General features: G+C 61.7%; 18 protein-coding genes. 16 read left to right on the forward strand and 2 right to left on the reverse strand.

Annotated elements, in window-relative coordinates:
• Nucleotides 1–126: CoA-transferase (locus B7X90_RS04395; RefSeq protein ID WP_366409663.1), on the reverse strand; the 126-nt coding region annotated here is incomplete at its 3' end.
• Complete coding sequence (locus B7X90_RS04400; RefSeq protein WP_292622091.1) at nucleotides 126–836, reverse strand: CoA transferase subunit A; 711 nt, start codon at nucleotides 834–836, stop codon at nucleotides 126–128. The genes B7X90_RS04395 and B7X90_RS04400, both read right to left, overlap by 1 nt.
• Nucleotides 837–922: 86 nt before the next feature.
• Between B7X90_RS04400 and B7X90_RS04405 the strand changes: the two genes are divergently transcribed.
• The 16 genes from B7X90_RS04405 (at nucleotide 923) to B7X90_RS04480 (ending at nucleotide 20018) form a co-directional block, all read left to right on the forward strand.
• A complete protein-coding gene (locus B7X90_RS04405; protein ID WP_292622094.1) occupies nucleotides 923–1795 on the forward strand; it encodes a LysR family transcriptional regulator in 873 nt (290 codons plus the stop codon).
• Between the two features lie 246 nt (nucleotides 1796–2041).
• On the forward strand, nucleotides 2042–4102 hold the full coding sequence (locus tag B7X90_RS04410) for a TonB-dependent siderophore receptor (RefSeq protein WP_292622096.1): 2061 nt from the start codon (nucleotides 2042–2044) through the stop codon (nucleotides 4100–4102).
• A gap of 85 nt (nucleotides 4103–4187) precedes the next feature.
• Entirely contained in the window at nucleotides 4188–5117 is a 930-nt protein-coding gene (locus tag B7X90_RS04415) for a glyoxylate/hydroxypyruvate reductase A (RefSeq protein WP_292622099.1), read from the forward strand.
• Nucleotides 5118–5282: 165 nt separating this feature from the next.
• Nucleotides 5283–5957, forward strand: a complete 675-nt coding sequence (locus B7X90_RS04420; protein ID WP_292622101.1) for a haloacid dehalogenase type II — start codon at nucleotides 5283–5285, stop codon at nucleotides 5955–5957.
• Entirely contained in the window at nucleotides 5957–7474 is a 1518-nt protein-coding gene (locus tag B7X90_RS04425; RefSeq protein ID WP_292622104.1) for an ABC transporter substrate-binding protein, read from the forward strand. Before B7X90_RS04420 ends, B7X90_RS04425 begins: the two co-directional genes overlap by 1 nt.
• Nucleotides 7471–8451, forward strand: coding sequence for an ABC transporter permease (locus B7X90_RS04430; protein ID WP_292622106.1), 981 nt, complete (start codon nucleotides 7471–7473; stop codon nucleotides 8449–8451). Before B7X90_RS04425 ends, B7X90_RS04430 begins: the two co-directional genes overlap by 4 nt.
• A 2-nt stretch (nucleotides 8452–8453) precedes the next feature.
• A complete protein-coding gene (locus B7X90_RS04435; protein ID WP_292622109.1) occupies nucleotides 8454–9275 on the forward strand; it encodes an ABC transporter permease in 822 nt (273 codons plus the stop codon).
• The gene (locus B7X90_RS04440) at nucleotides 9275–11077 is read left to right on the forward strand and encodes an ABC transporter ATP-binding protein (RefSeq protein WP_292622112.1); all 1803 of its coding nucleotides are present in this window, start codon (nucleotides 9275–9277) and stop codon (nucleotides 11075–11077) included. The genes B7X90_RS04435 and B7X90_RS04440 overlap by 1 nt, the downstream gene beginning before the upstream one ends.
• Complete coding sequence (locus B7X90_RS04445) at nucleotides 11074–12003, forward strand: ornithine cyclodeaminase family protein (protein ID WP_292622116.1); 930 nt, start codon at nucleotides 11074–11076, stop codon at nucleotides 12001–12003. The genes B7X90_RS04440 and B7X90_RS04445 overlap by 4 nt, the downstream gene beginning before the upstream one ends.
• On the forward strand, nucleotides 12000–12710 hold the full coding sequence (locus B7X90_RS04450) for a cupin domain-containing protein (protein WP_292622118.1): 711 nt from the start codon (nucleotides 12000–12002) through the stop codon (nucleotides 12708–12710). Before B7X90_RS04445 ends, B7X90_RS04450 begins: the two co-directional genes overlap by 4 nt.
• A gap of 135 nt (nucleotides 12711–12845) precedes the next feature.
• The gene (locus tag B7X90_RS04455) at nucleotides 12846–13709 is read left to right on the forward strand and encodes a GNAT family N-acetyltransferase (RefSeq protein WP_292622121.1); all 864 of its coding nucleotides are present in this window, start codon (nucleotides 12846–12848) and stop codon (nucleotides 13707–13709) included.
• Between the two features lie 31 nt (nucleotides 13710–13740).
• A complete protein-coding gene (locus tag B7X90_RS04460; protein ID WP_292622123.1) occupies nucleotides 13741–14916 on the forward strand; it encodes an alanine racemase in 1176 nt (391 codons plus the stop codon).
• Between the two features lie 46 nt (nucleotides 14917–14962).
• Entirely contained in the window at nucleotides 14963–16240 is a 1278-nt protein-coding gene (locus tag B7X90_RS04465; RefSeq protein ID WP_292622126.1) for an FAD-binding oxidoreductase, read from the forward strand.
• On the forward strand, nucleotides 16237–17676 hold the full coding sequence (locus B7X90_RS04470) for an aldehyde dehydrogenase family protein (protein WP_292622127.1): 1440 nt from the start codon (nucleotides 16237–16239) through the stop codon (nucleotides 17674–17676). The genes B7X90_RS04465 and B7X90_RS04470 overlap by 4 nt, the downstream gene beginning before the upstream one ends.
• A 27-nt stretch (nucleotides 17677–17703) precedes the next feature.
• On the forward strand, nucleotides 17704–19029 hold the full coding sequence (locus tag B7X90_RS04475; RefSeq protein ID WP_292622129.1) for an FAD-binding oxidoreductase: 1326 nt from the start codon (nucleotides 17704–17706) through the stop codon (nucleotides 19027–19029).
• A 131-nt stretch (nucleotides 19030–19160) separates the two neighbouring features.
• Entirely contained in the window at nucleotides 19161–20018 is an 858-nt protein-coding gene (locus tag B7X90_RS04480; RefSeq protein WP_292622130.1) for a GNAT family N-acetyltransferase, read from the forward strand.
• Nucleotides 20019–20020 lie beyond the last annotated feature (2 nt).

Here is a 20020-nt window from a genome sequence, read left to right on the forward strand (position 1 = left end):
GTTGGCCACCAATGTCGGAATACCGATGCCAAGGTTCACATAGAACCCGTCCTGCAATTCCTTTGCCGCGCGTGCGGCCATTTCGTCGCGGGTCCAGCCTTTGGTCAGGCCATCATGCGTGGTCATCAGACGGTCTCCCTTTCGCGCACGGTGCGGAATTCGATCTGCTTGTCATAAGGTGCGCCCAAGAACAGTCGCTGGACGTAGACGCCGGGCAGGTGGATCGCATCGGGATCGAGCGTGCCGGGTGCGACAATTTCCTCAACCTCAACCACGCAGACTTTGCCGCAAGTGGCGGCGGGTACGTTGAAATTGCGTGCGGTCTTGCGGAACACGACGTTGCCAGTGGTATCGGCTTTCCACGCCTTCACGATGGCCAGATCGGCGAAGATACCCTGTTCCAGAACGTATTCCTGCCCGTCAAAGATCTTGCTCTCCTTGCCCTCGGCCACCAGTGTGCCAACGCCGGTCTTGGTATAGAATCCGGGAATGCCCGCGCCGCCTGCGCGCATCCGTTCAGCCAGCGTGCCTTGGGGAGAGAATTCCACCTCCAACTCACCGGCCAGATACTGGCGCTCGAACTCCTTGTTTTCGCCCACATAGGACGAGATCATCTTGGCGATCTGGCGCGTGCGCAGCAGTTTGCCCAAGCCCTGATTGTCGATCCCGGCGTTGTTGCTGGCGACCGTCAGCCCTTTTATCCCGCTGGCGACGATGGCATCGATCAGCCGTTCGGGAATGCCGCAAAGGCCAAAGCCGCCGCTGGCGATCAACATACCGTCTTTCAGCAGACCATCCAGAGCAGCGCTGGCATCGGGATAAAGCTTTCCAGTCATGATCTCTCCATCGTTCCGCGCTTGATAGAGCTTGCACGCCTTGTGATCCAATGATTAGTTCTATGCTGAATTAATAAGAGTTTTTTATGCATAAGCTGGCGATCTACCACCTTGAAACGCTGCTGTGGATTGCCCGGCTCGGCACGTTTCGCGCGGCCGCCGAGCGGCTGAATACCACCCAGCCTGCGATTTCGGCCCGTGTGCGCGAGATTGAGAGCCAGCTTGGCCTTGCGATCTTCCGGCGTGAAGGGCGTGGCGTGGTGCTCACCGCGCGCGGTCGCCAGCTTGTGCAGGATTGCGAACCGCTGCTGGCGGGATTGGAAAGTGCGCTGCTTGAGGCGGGCGGTCATGCAGGCGCGGCAGGCGTTGTGCGCATTGCGGCGGGGGAGATTGCCGCTGCCACGTGCCTGCCCCATTTTGCCAGTGCTGTGCGCAAGGACCTGCCCGGCGTCACGCTCCACATAGACCTCGATCTTACCGCAAGGATGTTGCAGAATGTTCTTTCGGGCACGCGCGACATCGCGTTTCTGGCAGGCCCGGTGGCCAGCCCCGGTCTGCGCACTGCCCGTATCGGCGAAGTCTCACTCGTGTGGCTGGCCAGCCCGGAAACGGCAGCCCAAGGCGGGTTGCAGGCCGCAACTCCGGTCTGGTCGATTGGCGAACATTCCCCCATCCACCGCGTGACTTGCGAAAGCCTTCAGATGGCGGGACTGCCGGTGCGCGCCATCAACACCTGCAACAATGTGGCGACAATGCTGGGCATCGTTGCCAGTGGCACAGGTGCTGCGCTTTTTCCCGAAACCATGGCGCGCCCGATGATGAAAAGTGGCGCACTTGTAGAATGTGCCCCACCGCCAAGTTCGCAGATATGCTTCGAAGTGGCCGTGCGGTCGAACGAGAGCGATCCGGTTGTCCTCGAACTCTTCCGCCGGGCGGCCATGTTCTCCATCGCAGGCTGAAGGGCCATTGGCGCGCCATTTGGAATGGGACGGCACAAAGACTCTGGTGTCATACCTTTTTCACAATAATCGTTCGTCTGCGCCCGCCCTTTCGACGCATGATTCGTCTGCGGAGGCATAAGCTCGTGGAATAATAATAAACCGCAGGACGGCTCAACCGCCGGTTTCGCTTGCTCAGCATGTAACATTGTTACATGCCGTAGGCGGGATCGAAGAACCGCATCAAAAACGAGGGGTGAAGTTGCGATGATGAAGATGTCCGCAGTAAAGGCCGCGCTGGCAATCGGCGTGGCGATGGGAGCGATGCCGATGGCAGCCTGGGCGCACACTCTCCAGAACCTCAACATCACGCGCTTTGATACAGCACTCGATCTTTCGAGCGGCGTTTCGCGCCAGAACAACTTTGGCGGCCTGTTTGATGGGTTCGCCATTCGCGGCTTTGTGGGTGACGAAAACTTTGCCGGTGGCGTGCTGGTCAACGGTTTCAACGGTGGCCGTGGCTATGGCGGTCCGCGCGATGCATCGAGCATTGAAAAGATAGAAATTCTTAAAGGTCCGAACGGCGCCGTATTTGGTCGTGGTGAGCCGGGTGGCACCATCAGCATCATTACCAAAAAGGCAAAAGTCGGCCAGAACTTCGGCACTTTTGCCGTGCAGGGCGGCAGCTTCAACACTTTCCGGGTTGAGGCTGATTACAACCTTTCGCTCACCGATACTGTGGCGATCCGCCTGAACGGTGCCGTGCAGGATGGCGACAGCTTCCGCGATACGATCCACCAGCGGCTCTATGTGGCGAACCCGTCAATCGTGTTCACGCCAAGCAAGAACACCAGCCTGTCCTATGAAATGGAGTTCATGGAAAACCGCATTCCGTTTGATCGCGGAACGATTGCGGTGAACGGGCAGCTGGGCGTGGTTGACCGGTCGACCTTCTTTGGTGAGCCGGGCGACGGGCCGATGCGTGTAAACGTGCTGGGCCATCAGGTGCAGTTCCAGCAGAAGCTGGGCGGCGACTGGTATTTCCTCGCGGGCTTTGGCTATCGTGAGACCGAATTCAGCGGCCTTTCGAGCGAGGCCGAGCTTGATCCACTGGGCACCAACCGCCGCCAGACGCTGGGCAAGCCGGGCAATTTCCTCGCCCGCCAGCGCCGTTCGCGTGACTACACCACCGACAACATAGTGGTACGCGGGGAAATTTCGGGCAAGTTCTACACCGGGGGCATCACCCACCATGTGCTTGTAGGTGCAGACTGGGACCGGTTCCGCATTGACTTGCTGCAATTGCGCGGACGCCCGGTGAATTATACCACGGGCACGCCCGTCACGGCGGCAAACTATGCCGTGGACATTTTCAACCCCGTCTATGGGCAGACGCTGGCGCTGGGTGCGACGCCGCTGACCAACACTTACGAGACGCAGAAAGCCTGGGGCCTTTATTTCCAGGACCAGATTGACCTGACTGACAGCTTGAAGCTGCGTCTGGGTGGCCGTTATGACGATTACCGACAGACCGTGCTAAACCGGAACAACCCGATTTCCCCCACAAATCCTGTCCGCGTCCATATCAAGCAGTTCAGCCCGACGGGCGGCGTGCTGTATGAAGTCAACGACGACGTTTCGGTCTTTGCAGGGTACGGTGAAGGCTTCCGCCCGAACAGCGGTGTGAATGCGGCAAGCAATCCGTTCCCGGCAGAGCTGAGCAAGTCCTATGAAGTGGGCGTGCGACTGGGCGAGCCGGGCGGTCCGCTGAGCGGTTCGATCGCGGCGTTCACGATGAAGAAGAACAACATCCTGACCGCCGATCCCAACCCTGCCAATGCCGGGTTCTCGATCGCCGGGGGTGAAGCCCGTTCGCGCGGGATCGAGCTGGACTTCAACGCCAATCTGCCGGGTGACATCTCGATCATCGCGACATACGCCTATCTGGACGCCGAATGGACGACGGCGGCGGGCGACAAGGACTTTGGCCTGACGATCAATCCCGGTGACCGCCTGATCAACATTCCCGAACATGCTGCCAACCTGATCGTCAGCAAGGGCTTCATGATCGGCACCCATCGCGCCACGTTTGGCGGCGGCGTGAACTATGTCGGCAAGCGGCTGGGCGAAACTGGTTCCACGTTTGATCTGCCGGGTTATGTCGTGGCGCGCCTGATGGCGAGCTATGAGCCTTCGGACGGTGTGAAGCTGACCGCCGACGTGACCAACCTGTTCGACAAGGAGTTCTACACCGCATCCTATTCGCGGTTGTGGATCGCACCGGGTACGCCGCGCGCGTTCAACGTGCGAGCCAGCTTCTCGTTCTGATGCACTGCGCGTAATGTTGGGGCAGGCAGGGCGAGTGCCTTGCCTGCCCCTTTTTTTGGGTATTCACTTGGGGAACGCTGATAAAATGACATTTCTCTATCACGGGCTGGAAGCGCGCGGTGCGGTCTGGGCCGAGATATTCGCGGCCCGTGTGCCGGATTTGCCGTTCCTGCGTTGGGGGCAAGATTCGGTTGATCCGGCGCAAGTGCGCTGGCTGGCGGCGTGGAATGCGCCTGCCGAATTCATTGCGCAGTTCCCAAATCTGGAAGTGCTGTTCAGCGTAGGCGCAGGGATAGACCAGTTGCCGCTGGATGCGCTGCCGCCGCAAGTGCGGGTGGTGCGCATGGTGGAGCAGGGGATTATCACCGGCATGGCGGAATATGTCGCCATGGCCTGTCTTGCGTTGCACCGCGATCTGCCGTTTTTCATAACAGAGCAGCGCGCAGGCCGCTGGACCTATCGCCATACGCGGCTGGCCGCCGACACCCGCGTGGGTGTGATGGGGCTTGGCGAGTTGGGCAAGGCGGCGCTTGAAATGCTAAAACCGCTCGGCTTCCCGCTTTCCGGCTGGAGCCGCAGCGCGCACAGCATCGAAGGCGTGGAATGTTTTGCCGGAGCCAAAGGTTTCGATGCGTTCCTGGCGCAAGTGGGTATCGCGGTGTGCTTGCTGCCGCTCACCCCCGAAACACGCGGCATTCTGTGCCGTGAAACCTTTGACAAGATGCCGCGTGGAAGCGCTGTGGTGAATGCAGGGCGCGGTGGGCACCTGGTGGCCGACGATCTGATAGTCGCGCTTGATTCAGGACAGTTGCGCGCCGCGATGATCGATGTGACCGTGCCCGAGCCGCTCCCTGAAGGTCACCCATTCTTTAGTCATCCGGCGATTTTCCTTACTCCTCACGTGGCGGCCGAGACGCGCCACGGCAGCGCGGGCGAGGTGTTGGCAGATAATGTGCTACGTCTGTTGGCGGGGGAACCGCTGCTGGGCGAAGTGGATCGGACGCGCGGATATTAAGGCGCGGCACGACGTGCCGTTCTGCGCGGTGAAAAAAGTGCAGTGGACGTTCCTGCGCCAAGACGAACGGGTGCAAGTTCCGCCCCAAAAATGGTGATCTTGCATCATCGCAGCCGCTACCCGGCATTGCCGGAAGCCACAGAAATATAGGATCGGACTCCTGTCATGAGCACCGCCGTCTTCACTCCCAAGTTTATCAGCTTCGATTGCTATGGCACGCTGACGCGCTTTCGCATGACCGAAATGGCGACCGCATTCTATGCTGACAGGCTTGCCGCTGAAGCGCTGCCTGCGTTCTGCAAGGATTGGGCCACCTATCGTTTCGACGAAGTTTTGGGGCCATGGAAGCCGTACAGCGAAGTTGTTGCCAATTCGCTGGCGCGTTGTTCGAAGAAGTGGGGCGTAGAATTCCGCGAAGAAGAAGCAAAGGCTGTTTACGAAGCCATTCCGACCTGGGGCCCGCATGATGATGTGGCCGGTGGCTTGTCGAAAATCTGCGACAAGATCCCGCTGGTGATCCTGTCCAACGCGATGAATGACCAGATCATGGACAACGTGGCCAAGCTGGGCGCAACGTTCCACCGGGTCTATACTGCCCAGAGCGCGCAGGCCTACAAGCCGCGGATGCAGGCGTTTGAATATATGTTCGATCAGCTTGGCATGGGGCCGGACGTGGGGATGCATGTATCGTCCAGCTTCCGCTATGACCATAACACCGCAACGGATCTCGGCTTTGGCTGCCGCGTATTCGTCGGGCGCGGGCACGAGCCTTCGAACGCCAACTATCGCGATGTCGAGATCCCGCACATCGGCGCGCTTCCGGCGGTGGTCGGCCTCTGATGCTGTCACGGCGCGGCCTTATCGGTGGCATGGCGGCAGGAGCGATGCTGGCTCCTGCTGACCGGCTGATCGGAAAGCCGCGCATGGGTGGGCGCATCCGCGTTGCCGGCATCGTCGCATCAACTGCCGATACACTCGACCCTGCAAAGGGCGGCAACTCCAGCGACTATATGCGCACGTTCCTGCTCTACAGCGGGCTGACGCAATATGATGGAGCTTTGCGGGCGCAGCCCGGATTGGCGGAGGCGATTGAATCGGACGACAACATCGTCTGGACCATCCGCCTGCGACGCGGCGTGCATTTCCATAATGGCAAGGCGCTGACCGCGGACGATGTGGTCTATTCGCTGCTGCGGCACAAAGACCCTGCAGTCGGCTCGAAGGTCAAGGCCGTTGCTGAACAGTTCGCAGGCGCGCGCCGGGTGGGGACACTGGAAGTTGAGCTGCGGCTGACCGGCCCCAATCCCGATATTCCGATCATTCTGGCGCAGCCGCAGTTTGCCATCGTGGAGAATGGCCGACGCGATTTCAGCGTGGCCAACGGAACCGGCCCTTTCATCCTGAAGTCCTTTGCGCCGGGTATCCGCACGATCGTGCAGCGCAATCCGAATTACTGGAAGCCGGGCAAGCCATACCTTGACGAGATTGAGCTGATTGCCATTCCCGATGAACTTTCGCGCGTGAACGCGCTGCTATCGGGCGATGTGCAGATGGTGATCGCGGTGAGTCCGGGGTCGGTCAAGCGCGTGAAGGCGTCGTCCTCACACTTGATCATGGAAACCAAATCGGGCCTCTACACCGATCTGGTCATGCGGCAGGACCACCCGGTAACAGGCAATCCCGATTTTGTGCTGGGGATGAAGCACCTCCTTGATCGCGATCTGATCAAGCGGGCGCTGTTCCGTGGCTATGCAACGATTGCGAACGACCAGCCGATTTCGCCGTTGGACCCCTATTATAATCCGGGCATACCGCAGCGCGCGTTTGATCCTGAAAAGGCGAAGTTCTATCTCAAGCGCTCCGGCCTGTTGAGCACGCGCCTGCCGGTATATGTGTCGCCCGCAGCGAACCTTTCCGTCGACATGGGATCGATCCTGCAGGAACATGCCGCGCAAATCGGCCTGAAGCTGGCCGTAAACCGCGTGCCGAGCGATGGCTACTGGTCAACCCACTGGATGAAGCATCCGCTGACATTCGGAAACATCAACCAGCGTCCCACCACAGACTTGATGTTCAGCCTGTTCTTCCAATCGAAGGCGACGGAAAACGAAGCAGGCTGGAAGAACCCCAAGTTTGACAGAATGCTGATCGAAGCGCGCCAGACCCGCGATGAGGCCGTGCGCAAGGCAATCTATGGCGAAATGCAATGGATGATCCATCGCACCGGGGGGATCGGCATTCCGGTTTTCATCAGCTTGCTCGATGGCTATGACCGCCGCGTTCGCGGGCTTCAGCCGGTCCCGCTGGGAGGCCTGATGGGCTACACCTTTGGCGAACACGTGTGGTTGGACGCATGAGCGGCGCGTCACCCGTATCCCGCTGGAGCGGGCCAGCGCAGCTTGTGGCCAAGCGTACGGGGCTGGCCCTGGTGACGCTGGTGCTGGTCTCAGCCGTGATCTTCACGATCAGCGGCCTGCTGCCCGGCGATGCTGCGCAGGAATTGCTTGGCCAGGGCGCAACGCCCGAACAGATTGCGGCGCTGCGCCACGAAATGGGCCTCGATCGGCCTGCGGTGGTGCGCTATTTTGAATGGTTGCGCGGCATTGCCATCGGTGATCCCGGCCAGTCGCTGGTGGCGAACAAGCCGGTGGCAGACATTATCTCGGAACGGCTGCCCAACACGCTGATCCTTGCCGGGCTGACCACGCTGTTCTCGGTGCCGATCGCGTTTCTGGTGGGCATCTCCTCGGCGGTGACGCGGGGGAAGGCAACCGACCGCGCACTCAACATCATGACGCTGGCGATGGTCGCCTTGCCGGAATTTCTTGTGGCCACGATTGCGGTGCTGGTGTTCTCGGTAAAGCTGTTGTGGCTGCCGTCGATCACGATTGTGCCGCAAGACCCGACGCTTTGGGAATTCCTGCGCGCCTATGCCATGCCGGTGATGGTGCTGGGTGTGGGCGTGATCGCACAGCTGGGCCGGATGATCCGCGCGGCGATCATTGCGGAGCTGGACCGCCCCTATGTGGAAATGGCGCGGTTGAAGGGTGTTTCGCAGCGCCGTCTCATCTTTCGCCATGTTTTGCCCAACGCGGTCGGCCCCATCGTGAATGCCATGGCGCTCAGCCTGTCCTATCTGTTTGGAGGCGCGATCATCGTGGAGACAATTTTCAGCTATCCTGGCCTCGCCAGCCTTATGGTCAATGCCGTGACCTCGCGCGATATGCCATTGCTACAGGCCTGCGCGATGATCTTTTGCGCCACCTATCTGCTGCTGGTGCTGATTGCCGATACCGTGGCGATCCTTGCCAATCCCCGGCTGCGTCAGGGATGAACGTGGGCAGCATCATACGCGGAGCACGGCGCCTGCCGCTGTCGGGCAAGATCGGTCTTGCGCTGGTGATCTTCTGGATCGTCGTGGCGATTGTCGGGCCGTTCATCGCGCCTTATCCGCCGGGTTCGTTCGCCAATGAGGAAGTATTTGCAGGATCGAGCAGCGAGTTCTGGCTTGGCAGCGACTTTCTGGGCCGCGACGTGCTCAGCCGACTGCTCTCAGGTGCGCGGTTCACGGTTGGTCTTTCCGCCATTGCGGTGACCATTGCCGCTTGCCTCGGCACGGGGCTGGCGCTCACCGCGGCCGTCGGCCCACGATGGGGCGATGAACTGCTGTCGCGTTCGATGGACACGCTGATTTCCATTCCATCCAAGATATTTGCCCTTGTGCTGGTGGCGGCGTTCGGATCGTCGATTGTGCTGCTCACACTGATTATTGCGATCACTTATGTGCCCGGCAATTTCCGCATTGCGCGCTCGCTGGCCGTGGGGCTGGCGCGGCTCGACTATGTCGAAGTGGCGCGGGCGCGCGGGGAAGGGCGGCTGCATCTGGCATTGGTGGAAGTGCTGCCCAACATGATCAAGCCGCTGTTCGCGGACATCGGCCTGCGCTTCGTGTTCATCGTGCTTCTGCTGTCGGGCCTCAGCTTCCTTGGCCTTGGCCTTCAGCCGCCTGATGCTGACCTTGGCTCTCTGGTGCGTGAGAATACGTCCGGGTTGGCGGAAGGCGCACTGGCGATCATCGCCCCTGCTGTTGCGATTGCGAGCCTGACGGTTGGCGTCAACCTGCTGATCGATGCGGCCACGCAAGGAAAGGCGCACTGATGGCTGCCGCTCACGTAGACGTCCGCAATCTGTGCGTCACAGTGCGCACGCCGGACGGTTCGCCCTTGCACATCGTCGATGACGTTTCGTTTTCCATCGCGCGCGGCGAAGTACTGGCGCTGATCGGGGAGTCCGGTTCGGGCAAGACCACGATTGCGCTGTCGCTGATGGGCTATGCCCGCAGTGGTGCAAGCATCAGCGGCGATATTACGGTTGGCGATGCAACACTGGATGGCTCGGGCAAGGCCACTTTGGCGGCTCAGCGCGGGCACCGCATCACTTACGTGGCGCAAAGTGCCGCCGCCGCATTCAACCCCTCGCGCCGCGTGATCGAACAGGTGATCGAACCTGCGCTGATCCACGGGACGGCAACCGCCGTCGAGGCGCGCCGCCATGCGGTGGAATTGTTCGAGGCGCTGGCCCTGCCAGATCCCGCAACCATTGGCACCCGCTATCCACATGAGCTTTCAGGCGGACAGCTTCAGCGACTGATGGCGGCGATGGCACTGATCACCCGGCCCGATCTGGTGATCTTTGACGAACCGACCACGGCGCTGGATGTGACCACGCAGGTCGAAGTGCTGCAGGCCTTCCGCAAGGTGGTGCGCGAACAGGGTGCGACCGGCGTCTATGTCTCGCACGATCTGGCGGTCGTGGCGCAGATGGCGGACCAGATCCTTGTGCTCAATCGTGGTTCCGTGCGTGAACAGAACGCCGTGCGCGCCGTGCTTGAAGCCCCGGCAGACGATTACACCAAGACCCTGCTTGCTGCGGCGCGGCCCGTGATCAAGGCGGCCGTGCCGGTTGCAGCAGTGGGCAAGCCGCTGCTGTCGATCGAGGGCATCCATGCAGGATACGGCCCTGTCGATCGCCATGGCCGCGCGGCGCATCCGGTGCTGACAGACGTGAGCTTGCAGATCGGGCGCGGGGCTGCGGTGGGCGTTATCGGGGAATCCGGTTCGGGCAAATCCACGGTTGCACGCGTGGTGGCGGGTTTGTTGGCGCCAACAGCGGGAGCGGTTTCGCTCGACGGCCAACCGCTCGCAGCATCGCTCAAGGATCGATCGCGCGAGGAACTGCGGCGTATCCAGATCGTGTTTCAGAACGCAGATGTGGCGCTCAACCCGGCGCATAGCGTGGGTGAAATCCTTGGCCGCGTGCTGCGCTTCTACCACGGCACGAGCGGCGCTGCCGTTAACAGCCGCGTGGCGGAACTGCTCGATTTGATCAAATTGCCCGCCACGATTGCTGACCGCCGCTGCGATGAACTGTCCGGCGGCCAGAAGCAGCGCGTAAACCTTGCTCGCGCGCTGGCGGCGCAGCCCGATGTGATCCTGTGCGATGAAGTCACGTCGGCGCTCGATACCGTGGTGCGAGAGGCGATTCTCGAACTTCTGGCCGAATTGCGGCGCGATCTGGGCGTGGCCTATCTGTTCATCAGCCATGATATTGCGACGGTAAAGGCGCTGTGCGATGAGATCGTGGTGCTTTACAAAGGCACGCGCGTGGAAAGCGGGCTGCGCAATACTTATGCCACGCCGCCGTTCCATCCCTATACTGACCTGCTGATTTCGTCGGTGCCGGAACTGCGCACCGACTGGCTTTCGGGCGTGGGTTCGCAAGGAAAGGTGCCGTTCGCGCATCTATCGGAAAGCCCTGACCTGTGCCGCTTCCTGCCACGCTGTCCCGTTGCCATCGCGGGCCGCTGTGATGTTTTCCCGCCGCCATTCCGCACGATGACGGCAGGCAACGCCGTACTTTGCCACCGCACAGAGGCCGAACTGGCTGGAGAATTTGCGTGAAGTTTATCTCTGAAGAACAATCCGCAGCACTCGTCTCGCACGAAATGGCGTTCGATGCCGCGCGTGAGGCCTTGTGCGCCGTGGTTGAGGATGCGGTGCTGTTTCCCGCCGTGCTGGCCCATGGAACCTCACCTGCCAACCGCTTCTCGATCAAGTCTGCCTCGACCGGCACATTTGCGGGCCTGAAAGTCGGCTCGTTCTGGCCGGGCAACCCCGACATCGGCCTGCCGCGCCACAATTCGGTGATCCTGCTGTTCGATCAGGCTATTGGCCGGGTCGAATGGGTGATCGAGGCGGGCAAGGTCAACGCCTATCGCACGGCTGCTGCTGATGCCGTGGCCGTCGACACCTTGGCGCGCAAGGATGCCAGCACTTTGGCGATCTTTGGCGCAGGCAACCAGGCGCTGTTCGAATGCCTCGCCCTTGCGCGCATCCGCCCGATCACGAAAGTGCTGGCTGTCGCGCGGGACCAGGCGAAGGGGGATGCTTTCATTGCGGAACTGCGCAACGCAGGCCTCAACGCCGAGCAATCAGCGGCGCAAGAAGCGTGCGAGCAGGCCGATATCGTGGTGACGGCCACCCCGGCGCGCGCGCCGCTGTTCTCGGCCGACTGGATTCGCCCCGGCACCCACGTGGCCAGTATGGGTTCGGACGCTGCCGGAAAGCAGGAATTGCCGCCAGAACTGTTCGCGTCTGCCGCGCTGTTCTGCGATCACCCGGCGCAAGCCGTGGTGATGGGCGATCTGCAGCACTTCACCGGTGACCGCACGCGCATCGTCGCATTGGGCGATGTGCTGCTGGGCCGGGCGGAGGGGCGCACGTCGGCCGACCAGATCACCGTTTTCGACAGCTCCGGCATCGCGCTTCAGGACCTGACGATTGCGCGAAAACTCATTTCTGCATTTGAAGGAACGACAAAACCATGAGCACAATGGTGGAACAGACGGTCGCGGCGGTGATGAATGTGCGCGCCTATGCCGCAGGCACGGCATCATCTGCCGATTGGTTTGCGGGCCGCGCGGCACCGGCATTCGCGGATGACAAGGCGGTGATTTCCGCATTCGCGCTGCGCGGCGAAGGCGAGGTCGCTTCACTGCCGACTGACGAATTCGTGCTGGTGCTGGCAGGAAAGCTTGAGATCGAAAGCGATCAGGGCACTCTCGCGCTCGGCCTCGATGATTCCGGCGTGATACCCTTCGGCACAAGCTTTCGCTGGCGCGCGTCTGATGACATGCTGGCCGTGGTCTATGCCGCGCCGACAGATCGTGCGGGGAACACCATCGCACCTGTGATGATCGACACAAACGCCCCGCTGAACCCCTCCAATCCGCCTGCGCTGGAAAACCTGCTGGGTGAAGTGCCAACGTGCCGGGGCTATTCCGACTATGTGTCGGCCAATGCGGAATTCTGTGCCGGCACCTGGGATTCCACCCCCTATCACCGCCGCCAGATCCCTTATCGGCAGGTGGAACTGATGTTGCTGCTGGCAGGTTCGGTCACCTTCAGTGACCAGCACGGCAGCGTGACCTTTTCCACCGGTGATGTGTGCATGTTCGTGCGCGGCGATGGCTGTGCGTGGCTGAGCGAGGAATACGTCAAGAAAGTGTTCGCCACGCAGCGCCCGCTCAGTTGAAGGCGCGGCAGATTATACCGCCGGGCCTGACAAGTCCCGCATGACTGCCATGTGCCCCACAACCTTTCAGAAGAACGTGCCACTGCAAATCAGGCTAATCTTGAGTAGCAATTCACGGATTGTCAGGCAGCAGGTATGGAAAGTGCTCTTATGGTCGAAGGTGTCAGCGGTGGTGTGATTGCACTGACGGCAGACCATTTGCCGCAGGCGCATGGGCTTTCGCAGGCGCTCGTATGGCCCTACCGCCTGGAAGACTGGCAGTTTGCGCATGATCTGGGGCGTGGTTTTGCGGTCGAATCTGCTAACGGGAAGCTGGTCGGCACGGCGCTGTGGTGGCCCTATGGTGAAACCTTCGCCACGATCGGCATGATCATTGTTTCTGCCGATGCGCAGCGGCAGGGCATCGGCGGGCGATTGATGGCGGCGCTTCTGGCCGACGCTGCCGGTCGGCGGATGACGCTGATATCCACCAACGAGGGTGCGCCGCTGTACACCCGGTTGGGCTTCAAGCCCTTTGGCTTCATCACCCAGCATCAGGCCGTGCTAGCCAGAGTGCCGCGCATCGATGCCGCTGTCCCGGTTCGCGCAGCGCGACCAGAGGACCGGTCCGCCATCGAGGCCGTGGATGAACGGGCCGCAGGCATGGAACGCAAGCAGCTGCTGGCCGCGGTCATGGGCATTGCCGATACGGTGGTGGTTGAACGTGATGGCGAGGTTTGCGGCTATGGCTGCGTGCGCCGCTGGGGGCGCGGTGTGGTGATCGGCCCGGTGATCGCCCGCGACCAGACCGATGCGCGCGCAATCATCGCCACTCTGGCTTCGGCCTACGAAGGCACCTTCGTGCGCATCGATGTGACCGAGGCTTGCGGCCTTGCGCCTTGGCTCGTCGAAATCGGACTGCCGGTTGTGGATCGGCCCGTTGCGATGGCGCTTGGCGAACCGCCGCAGGCCATGCCTGGTGCCACACTCTTTGCTTTGTCCAACCAGTCGCTCGGCTGAGGTGGAATCGATGTCTCCAACAGGTGAAAAAATGAGCCAGCAAGCAACCTTAGCCTCGGTTACCACGACAGACATCTCGCTTGAAACGGTAGAGACGCCCGCGCTGGTGCTCGATCTTGCCAAGGTGGACCGCAACATCTCGCGGCTGCGCGAACATCTGGCGGCGCTCGGCACAGGGTTCCGGCCTCACGTGAAGACGTCGAAATCGCTCGACGTGGCCCGGCGCCTATTCCCTGAAGGCACGGGTCCGATCACGGTATCGACCCTGGCCGAGGCGGAATACTTTGCCAGCGGCGGGTTTACGGACATCACATACGCCGTCGGGCTGGGTCTCGACAAGATTGACCGCGCACGCCGGTTGGTGGAGCAAGGCGTGCGCCTGTCTGTGCTGATCGATACGGTGGAACAAGCCCACGCGCTGGTTGATGCGGCGAAGGACGGTGGGGTCATGCCCGCGGTGCTGATCGAGATTGACTGCGACGGGCATCGCGGCGGCCTTCTGCCCGATGATCAGACGCTGGTGACGATTGCCGATGTGCTGGCGCAGGGCGGTGTGGAATTTGCAGGCGTGCTGACCCATGCGGGGGAATCCTACAATGCGCGCGGGGGGGCAGGCCTGCCCGAAGCGGCAGAGGGTGAACGGGCGGCAGCGGTAGCGGCAGCGCAATTGCTGCGCGCGGCAGGCCATGCTGCGCCGGTGGTCAGCGTCGGCTCCACGCCGACGGCGCATTTTGCCCAAGACCTGACCGGCGTTACCGAAGTACGCGCGGGCGTGTTCTCGTTCTTCGATCTGGTGATGCATGGCATCGGTGTGTGCAATGTTGATGATATCGCCGCTTCGGTGCTGGCCACGGTTATCGGCCACCGCCCGGAAAAGGGCTGGATCCTGACCGACGGCGGCTGGATGGCCATGTCGCGCGATCGGGGCACGCAGCGCCATCCGGTCGATCAAGGCTATGGCCTGGTTTGCGATATTGATGGCAGGCCGTTTGGCGATGTGATCGTGGAAGATGCCAGCCAGGAGCACGGCATTATCAAGGTTCGGCCCGGTAGCGATGGCGTGCTGCCCGATCTGTCGATCGGCGCGCGCGTGCGCATCCTGCCCAACCACGCCTGCGCCACTTGCGCACAGCATGAAACCTACAACGTCGTCGATGGTCAGAGCCGCGCGATCATGGCCCAATGGCCGCGTATGCGCGGATGGTGAGCAGGTATTGCGTTTCACAGCCCCATGTGCGGGCGGAGTAACCAAGATGAAGATGACGTCCTACTGGCTCGATACCGCAAAGCCGTTTGCTTCAGCCGCACCGGGCGGGCCTGAGGGCACGGCAGACGTTGTGGTGGTGGGCGCTGGCTTCACCGGTCTTTGCGCTGCGCTTGCGCTCGCCAAGAAGGGGGCCAAGGTCGTCGTTCTTGAGGCTGACCGCGTGGGCGGCGCAGCCTCCGGGCGCAATGGCGGCATGTGCAACAATGGGTTTGCACAGGACTATGGCGGCATGGTTGAACGCTTCGGCATGGAGCGCGCCAACCTGTACTACAAAGCGTTCGATGCCGGGGTGGACAAGGTTGAATCCATCGTGGCGGAGGAAGGCATCGACTGCCATTTCGCGCGCGTGGGCAAGCTGAAGCTGGCGGCCAAGCCTGAGCATTTCGACAAGATCATCCGCTCGCAGGAATTGCTGGCACGCAATGTCGATCCTGAAACGCGGCTGGTTTTGCCCAAGGACCTGCCGTCGGAAATCGGCTCGGACAAGTTCTTCGGCGGCATGATCTATGGCAAGAGCGCGAACATGCACATGGGCATGTACGGGCAGGGCCTGGCCGAAGCCGTGGTGCGGCACGGCGGCACGATTTTCGAACATAACCCGCTGACAGGTATGCGCCGCGTTGCAGGCGGGCATGAATTGACGACACCGCACGGTAGCATCTTGGCCAAGCAGGTGCTGATGGCAACGGGAACATCGCGACAAGGTCCGCTGGGGTGGTTCCGCCGCCGGATCGTGCCGGTGGGGGCATACCTGATCGCCACCGAGCCGCTTCCCGTGGAAGTGCTGGACCGGTTGACCCCGCGCCGCCGCAATACGGTGGATACGCGCAACTTCGTCAGCTATTTCCGCACTACGCCCGATAACCGTATCCTGTTTGGCGGGCGCGCGCGCTTTTCGAGCCGCAGCGATCCGGCTGCGGACGCCAAAAGCGGCGCGATCCTGCGGCAATCGATGCTGAACTTCTTCCCCGAACTGGCCGATACGCGCATCGACTATTGCTGGGGCGGCATGGTCGACATGACCAGCGACCGCCTGCCGCGCGCGGGCGAGAAGGACGGCGTGTTCTATTCGATGGGCTACAGCGGCCACGGCACGCACATGGCCACCTACATGGGTGGGGTCATGGCCGAAGCGCTTGACGGAAAAGCCGAATTGAACCCCTGGCGCGATTTCGACTGGCCTGCAATTCCGGGCTATTTCGGCAAGCCATGGTTCCTGCCGTTCGTCGGAGCCTATTATAAGTACAAGGACATGGTGGGATGACCAGCCTTACTGCACAGGCCATTTCGCGGGCTGGCGATGCCTACATCGGCGGCACGTGGGTTCCCTCTTCTGGCTCTGAACGGCTGCCGGTTATCAACCCGGCAAACGGCGCGCTGCTGGCCGAGATCGTGGCAGGCACGAGCGCCGACCTCGATTCCGCCGTTGCCGCCGCGCGGGCCGCGTTTGCGGTGTCTCCCGTGGCTGAACGGCTGGCTCTGCTTGAGCGCATTCACGCGCTGATTCTCGATCGTGCCGAACCGTTGGCACAAACGCTGGTGCAGGAAATGGGCGCTGCGATCACGCACGCCCGTGTGGCGCACGTGCCTCTTGCCGCTGCCCATGTACAGGCGGCGATTGATGTGCTGCGGGACTATGAATTCCTGACAATGCATGGCACCACCGCGATCGTGCGCGAGCCCATCGGAGTGGCTGGCCTGATTACGCCGTGGAACTGGCCGCTCTACCAGATCACCGCCAAGGTTGCTCCAGCGCTGGCCGCAGGGTGCACGGTCGTGCTCAAGCCCAGCGAACTTTCGCCACTCAGCGCGTTAATGTTTGCGCAGATCGTCCATGATGCAGGCGCGCCTGCGGGCGTGTTCAATCTGGTCAACGGGACGGGCACCGAAGTGGGCGCGGGCATGGCAGCGCACCCGGATATCGACATGATTTCCATCACCGGGTCCAACCGTGCAGGTGTTTTGGTGGCGCAGGGTGCCGCTCCCACTGTAAAACGGGTGACGCAGGAACTGGGCGGAAAATCGCCGAACGTGCTGCTGCCCGATGCCGATTTCGAACGCGTTGTGCCGCTGGGCGTGATGGCGGCGTTCCGAAATGTAGGCCAATCGTGCAGTGCGCCCACGCGGATGATCGTGCCGCGTGCGCAACTTGCGGAAGTTGAAGCGCTGGCCCGGCAGACGGTGGAATCCATCGTTGTCGGCGACCCGGCGCAGGACGCGACGACGCTTGGCCCCATCGCCAACCGCGCACAGTTCCAGCGCGTACAAGCGCTGATCGCCGTGGGAATTGAAGAAGGCGCAAAGCTGGTTTGCGGCGGTTTGGGGTGCCCTGAAGGCCTCTCAGACGGCCTCTATGTGCACCCAACAGTGTTCTCTGACGTGTCGAGCGCCATGCGCATCGCGCAGGAGGAAATATTCGGGCCGGTGCTGGCCATCATTCCTTACGATACTGTCGACGAGGCGGTGGCAATTGCCAACGACACCGTGTTCGGCCTTGGCGGGCACGTGCAGGGTGTGGATCTTGCGCTGGCGCGCAGCGTAGCGCTGCGCATTCGTACCGGGCAGGTGCACATCAACCACCCGGCATGGGATGCCCATGCGCCGTTCGGTGGCTACAAGCGGTCCGGCAATGGCCGCGAATATGGGGCTTTCGGCTTTGAGGAATACCTCGAAGTCAAGGCTGTGCTTGGTTTCGCATGACGACTGCGATCACTGGAGAAGTTTGACATGCCCGCGCCACTAAAGTTCATCGAGTCCACGCCCGACCTGCCGGCCGAGGCCGATGTGGTGGTGATCGGTGGCGGGGTCATCGGCAGCTTCACGTCCTATTATCTGGCGCAGCGCGGGTTGAAGGTGGCGTTGGTTGAAAAAGGCGTGGTCGGTGGTGAACAATCCAGCCGAAACTGGGGCTGGTGCCGCCAGCAGAACCGCGACGAGCGCGAGCTACCGCTGGCGACCAAGGCGCTCGACCTGTGGGAGCAATTCGGCCTTGAAAGCGGCCAGGAGACGGGCTTCCGCCGCTGCGGGCTGTTCTATGTCAGCAATGATGGAGAAGAACTGGCAACTTGGGCAAAGTGGGGCGAATATGCCCGCTCCATCGGCGTGAAGACGCGGATGCTGAACAGCCAGGAAGCGACCGAAAAGGGCGGGTTTACGCGCCAGGTGTGGAAAGGCGGCGTCCATTCGCAGATGGACGGCATTGCCGATCCGGGGCTTGCGGTTCCGGCTGTGGCGCGCGCCGTGATGGCGCTGGGTGGCACGGTGCATCAGGCTTGTGCTGCACGCGGTATCGAGACGACCGGCGGCGCGGTGAGCGCCGTGGTGACAGAGCGCGGCACGATCCGCACCAAGCTGGTCATTCACGCAGGTGGCGCATGGGCATCGTCGTTCATGCGGCAATTGGGCGTGCGCTTTCCGCAGGCCACTGTGCGCCAATCGATCCTTGCCGTCGGCACAGGCCACATGAGCCTGCCCGATGCGTTTTACGGCGATTCCATGTCGATCACGCGGCGCGGGGATGGCAGCCATGCCCTGGCCTATAGCGGGCGAGCCAAAGTTGATCTCACCCTGCAGTTCCTGCGGTTCCAGAAGCAGTTCCTGCCGATGTTCAAGCAGCGCTGGAAAAAGGTCTCGCCCGGCGGCCTGCAGGGCCTGCTCGCCGGACACGAGACGCTTTCACGCTGGGCGCTTGACCGGCCAACGCCGATGGAGGCGCGCCGCATTCTTGATCCGGCCCCCGATGCCAAGACCATCAGCCTGACAGTAGAGCGCGTTTCCCGGCTGATCCCGGCGGTGGCCACCGCGCCCGTGGTGGCAAGCTGGGCCGGTTTTGTGGACAGCACGCCCGATGGAGTGCCCGTGATCGGCGAAATACCCGCTGTTCCCGGCATGATCCTTGCGGCTGGGTTCAGCGGGCACGGGTTTGGCATCGGGCCAGGCGCGGCACATCTGGTTGCCGATATCGTGACCGGCAACGAACCGATTGTCGATCCGCGCCCCTATCGTCTTTCGCGCTTTGATCCTGGGGCGCTGATAGATGTTTCGGAGTTCTAACCGGCGTCCCTCACATCTCTTGGCGCGATAATGTTCTGAATGGACGCCAAAACCGGCACCACATTTCGAATCCGGTCGGGTAATTCCTGAAAATTGCGCATTTCGTAGTATCTCAAGCCCCGGAGTATCCCATGACAGTTCACGAGGCCGCACAGATCGTGCTGCGTGACATGACAGGTGATGACGTCCATGCTGCGTCCGAACTTTCGTTCGAGCAGCAGTGGCCGCATCGCGAAGAGGACTGGGCGCTGTTTCTCTCCATCGGCGAAGGGCTGGTGGCTGAAATTGACGGCAAGATCGTGGGTTCGATCCTCGGCTGGCGCTTTGGCGACCATTTCGCGTCGATCGGTATGGTCATCGTTACCAATGCGGTTCAGGGCAGGGGCATTGGCCGCCAGTTGATGGAGGCCATGTTGCGGCGTTTTGAAGGCCGCACGGTCATGCTCAATGCCACCGTGGAGGGCGTGCCGCTCTATCGCAAGCTGGGGTTTGAGGAATATGGCACAATCTGCCAGCATCAGGCGGTTTCGCCAGCTCAACCGCTGGTCCCACTTCGCCAAGGTGAGCGTGTGCGGCCAATGGGTGCGGCCGATGGTGAAGCACTTGAAACGCTCTACGCCAATGCTTCGGGCATAGATCGCAAGCTGATACTGGACACATTCCAGGCAGAAGGCAGCACTGTGGTGCTTTGCCGTGAACACGAGCAGACCGGCTTTGCCATTCTGCGCCGATATGGCAGGGGCTGGGCCATCGCACCGGTCGTTGCCCCGGACGTGACCGGCGCAAAGGCGCTACTCGCCCACTGGCTGGGAACGCAGACCGGCAGCTTTTGCCGGATCGATATTGCTGAAAACAGTGAACTGGGTGCGTGGCTCACGGAAATCGGGCTTCCCGAAGTGGGTCGCGTTACCTGCATGGTGCGCGGCACTGCACCCGTCCCCGGTGATGCCGCGACCGTCTTTGGCATCGCAGCGCAGGCGTTAGGTTGAAA

Source organism: Novosphingobium sp. 17-62-19 (assembly GCF_002256775.1).
GTDB lineage: Bacteria > Pseudomonadota > Alphaproteobacteria > Sphingomonadales > Sphingomonadaceae > Novosphingobium.

Excerpts from the sequence above, each read along its gene's own strand:
- B7X90_RS04400 (WP_292622091.1), bottom strand. The coding sequence starts at position 836 with ATGACTGGAAAGCTTTATCCCGATGCCAGCGCTGCTCTGGATGGTCTG.
- B7X90_RS04405 (WP_292622094.1), top strand. The coding sequence starts at position 923 with ATGCATAAGCTGGCGATCTACCACCTTGAAACGCTGCTGTGGATTGCC.
- B7X90_RS04410 (WP_292622096.1), top strand. The coding sequence starts at position 2,042 with ATGATGAAGATGTCCGCAGTAAAGGCCGCGCTGGCAATCGGCGTGGCG.
- B7X90_RS04415 (WP_292622099.1), top strand. The coding sequence starts at position 4,188 with ATGACATTTCTCTATCACGGGCTGGAAGCGCGCGGTGCGGTCTGGGCC.
- B7X90_RS04420 (WP_292622101.1), top strand. The coding sequence starts at position 5,283 with ATGAGCACCGCCGTCTTCACTCCCAAGTTTATCAGCTTCGATTGCTAT.
- B7X90_RS04425 (WP_292622104.1), top strand. The coding sequence starts at position 5,957 with ATGCTGTCACGGCGCGGCCTTATCGGTGGCATGGCGGCAGGAGCGATG.
- B7X90_RS04430 (WP_292622106.1), top strand. The coding sequence starts at position 7,471 with ATGAGCGGCGCGTCACCCGTATCCCGCTGGAGCGGGCCAGCGCAGCTT.
- B7X90_RS04440 (WP_292622112.1), top strand. The coding sequence starts at position 9,275 with ATGGCTGCCGCTCACGTAGACGTCCGCAATCTGTGCGTCACAGTGCGC.
- B7X90_RS04450 (WP_292622118.1), top strand. The coding sequence starts at position 12,000 with ATGAGCACAATGGTGGAACAGACGGTCGCGGCGGTGATGAATGTGCGC.
- B7X90_RS04455 (WP_292622121.1), top strand. The coding sequence starts at position 12,846 with ATGGAAAGTGCTCTTATGGTCGAAGGTGTCAGCGGTGGTGTGATTGCA.
- B7X90_RS04460 (WP_292622123.1), top strand. The coding sequence starts at position 13,741 with ATGAGCCAGCAAGCAACCTTAGCCTCGGTTACCACGACAGACATCTCG.
- B7X90_RS04465 (WP_292622126.1), top strand. The coding sequence starts at position 14,963 with ATGAAGATGACGTCCTACTGGCTCGATACCGCAAAGCCGTTTGCTTCA.
- B7X90_RS04470 (WP_292622127.1), top strand. The coding sequence starts at position 16,237 with ATGACCAGCCTTACTGCACAGGCCATTTCGCGGGCTGGCGATGCCTAC.
- B7X90_RS04475 (WP_292622129.1), top strand. The coding sequence starts at position 17,704 with ATGCCCGCGCCACTAAAGTTCATCGAGTCCACGCCCGACCTGCCGGCC.
- B7X90_RS04480 (WP_292622130.1), top strand. The coding sequence starts at position 19,161 with ATGACAGTTCACGAGGCCGCACAGATCGTGCTGCGTGACATGACAGGT.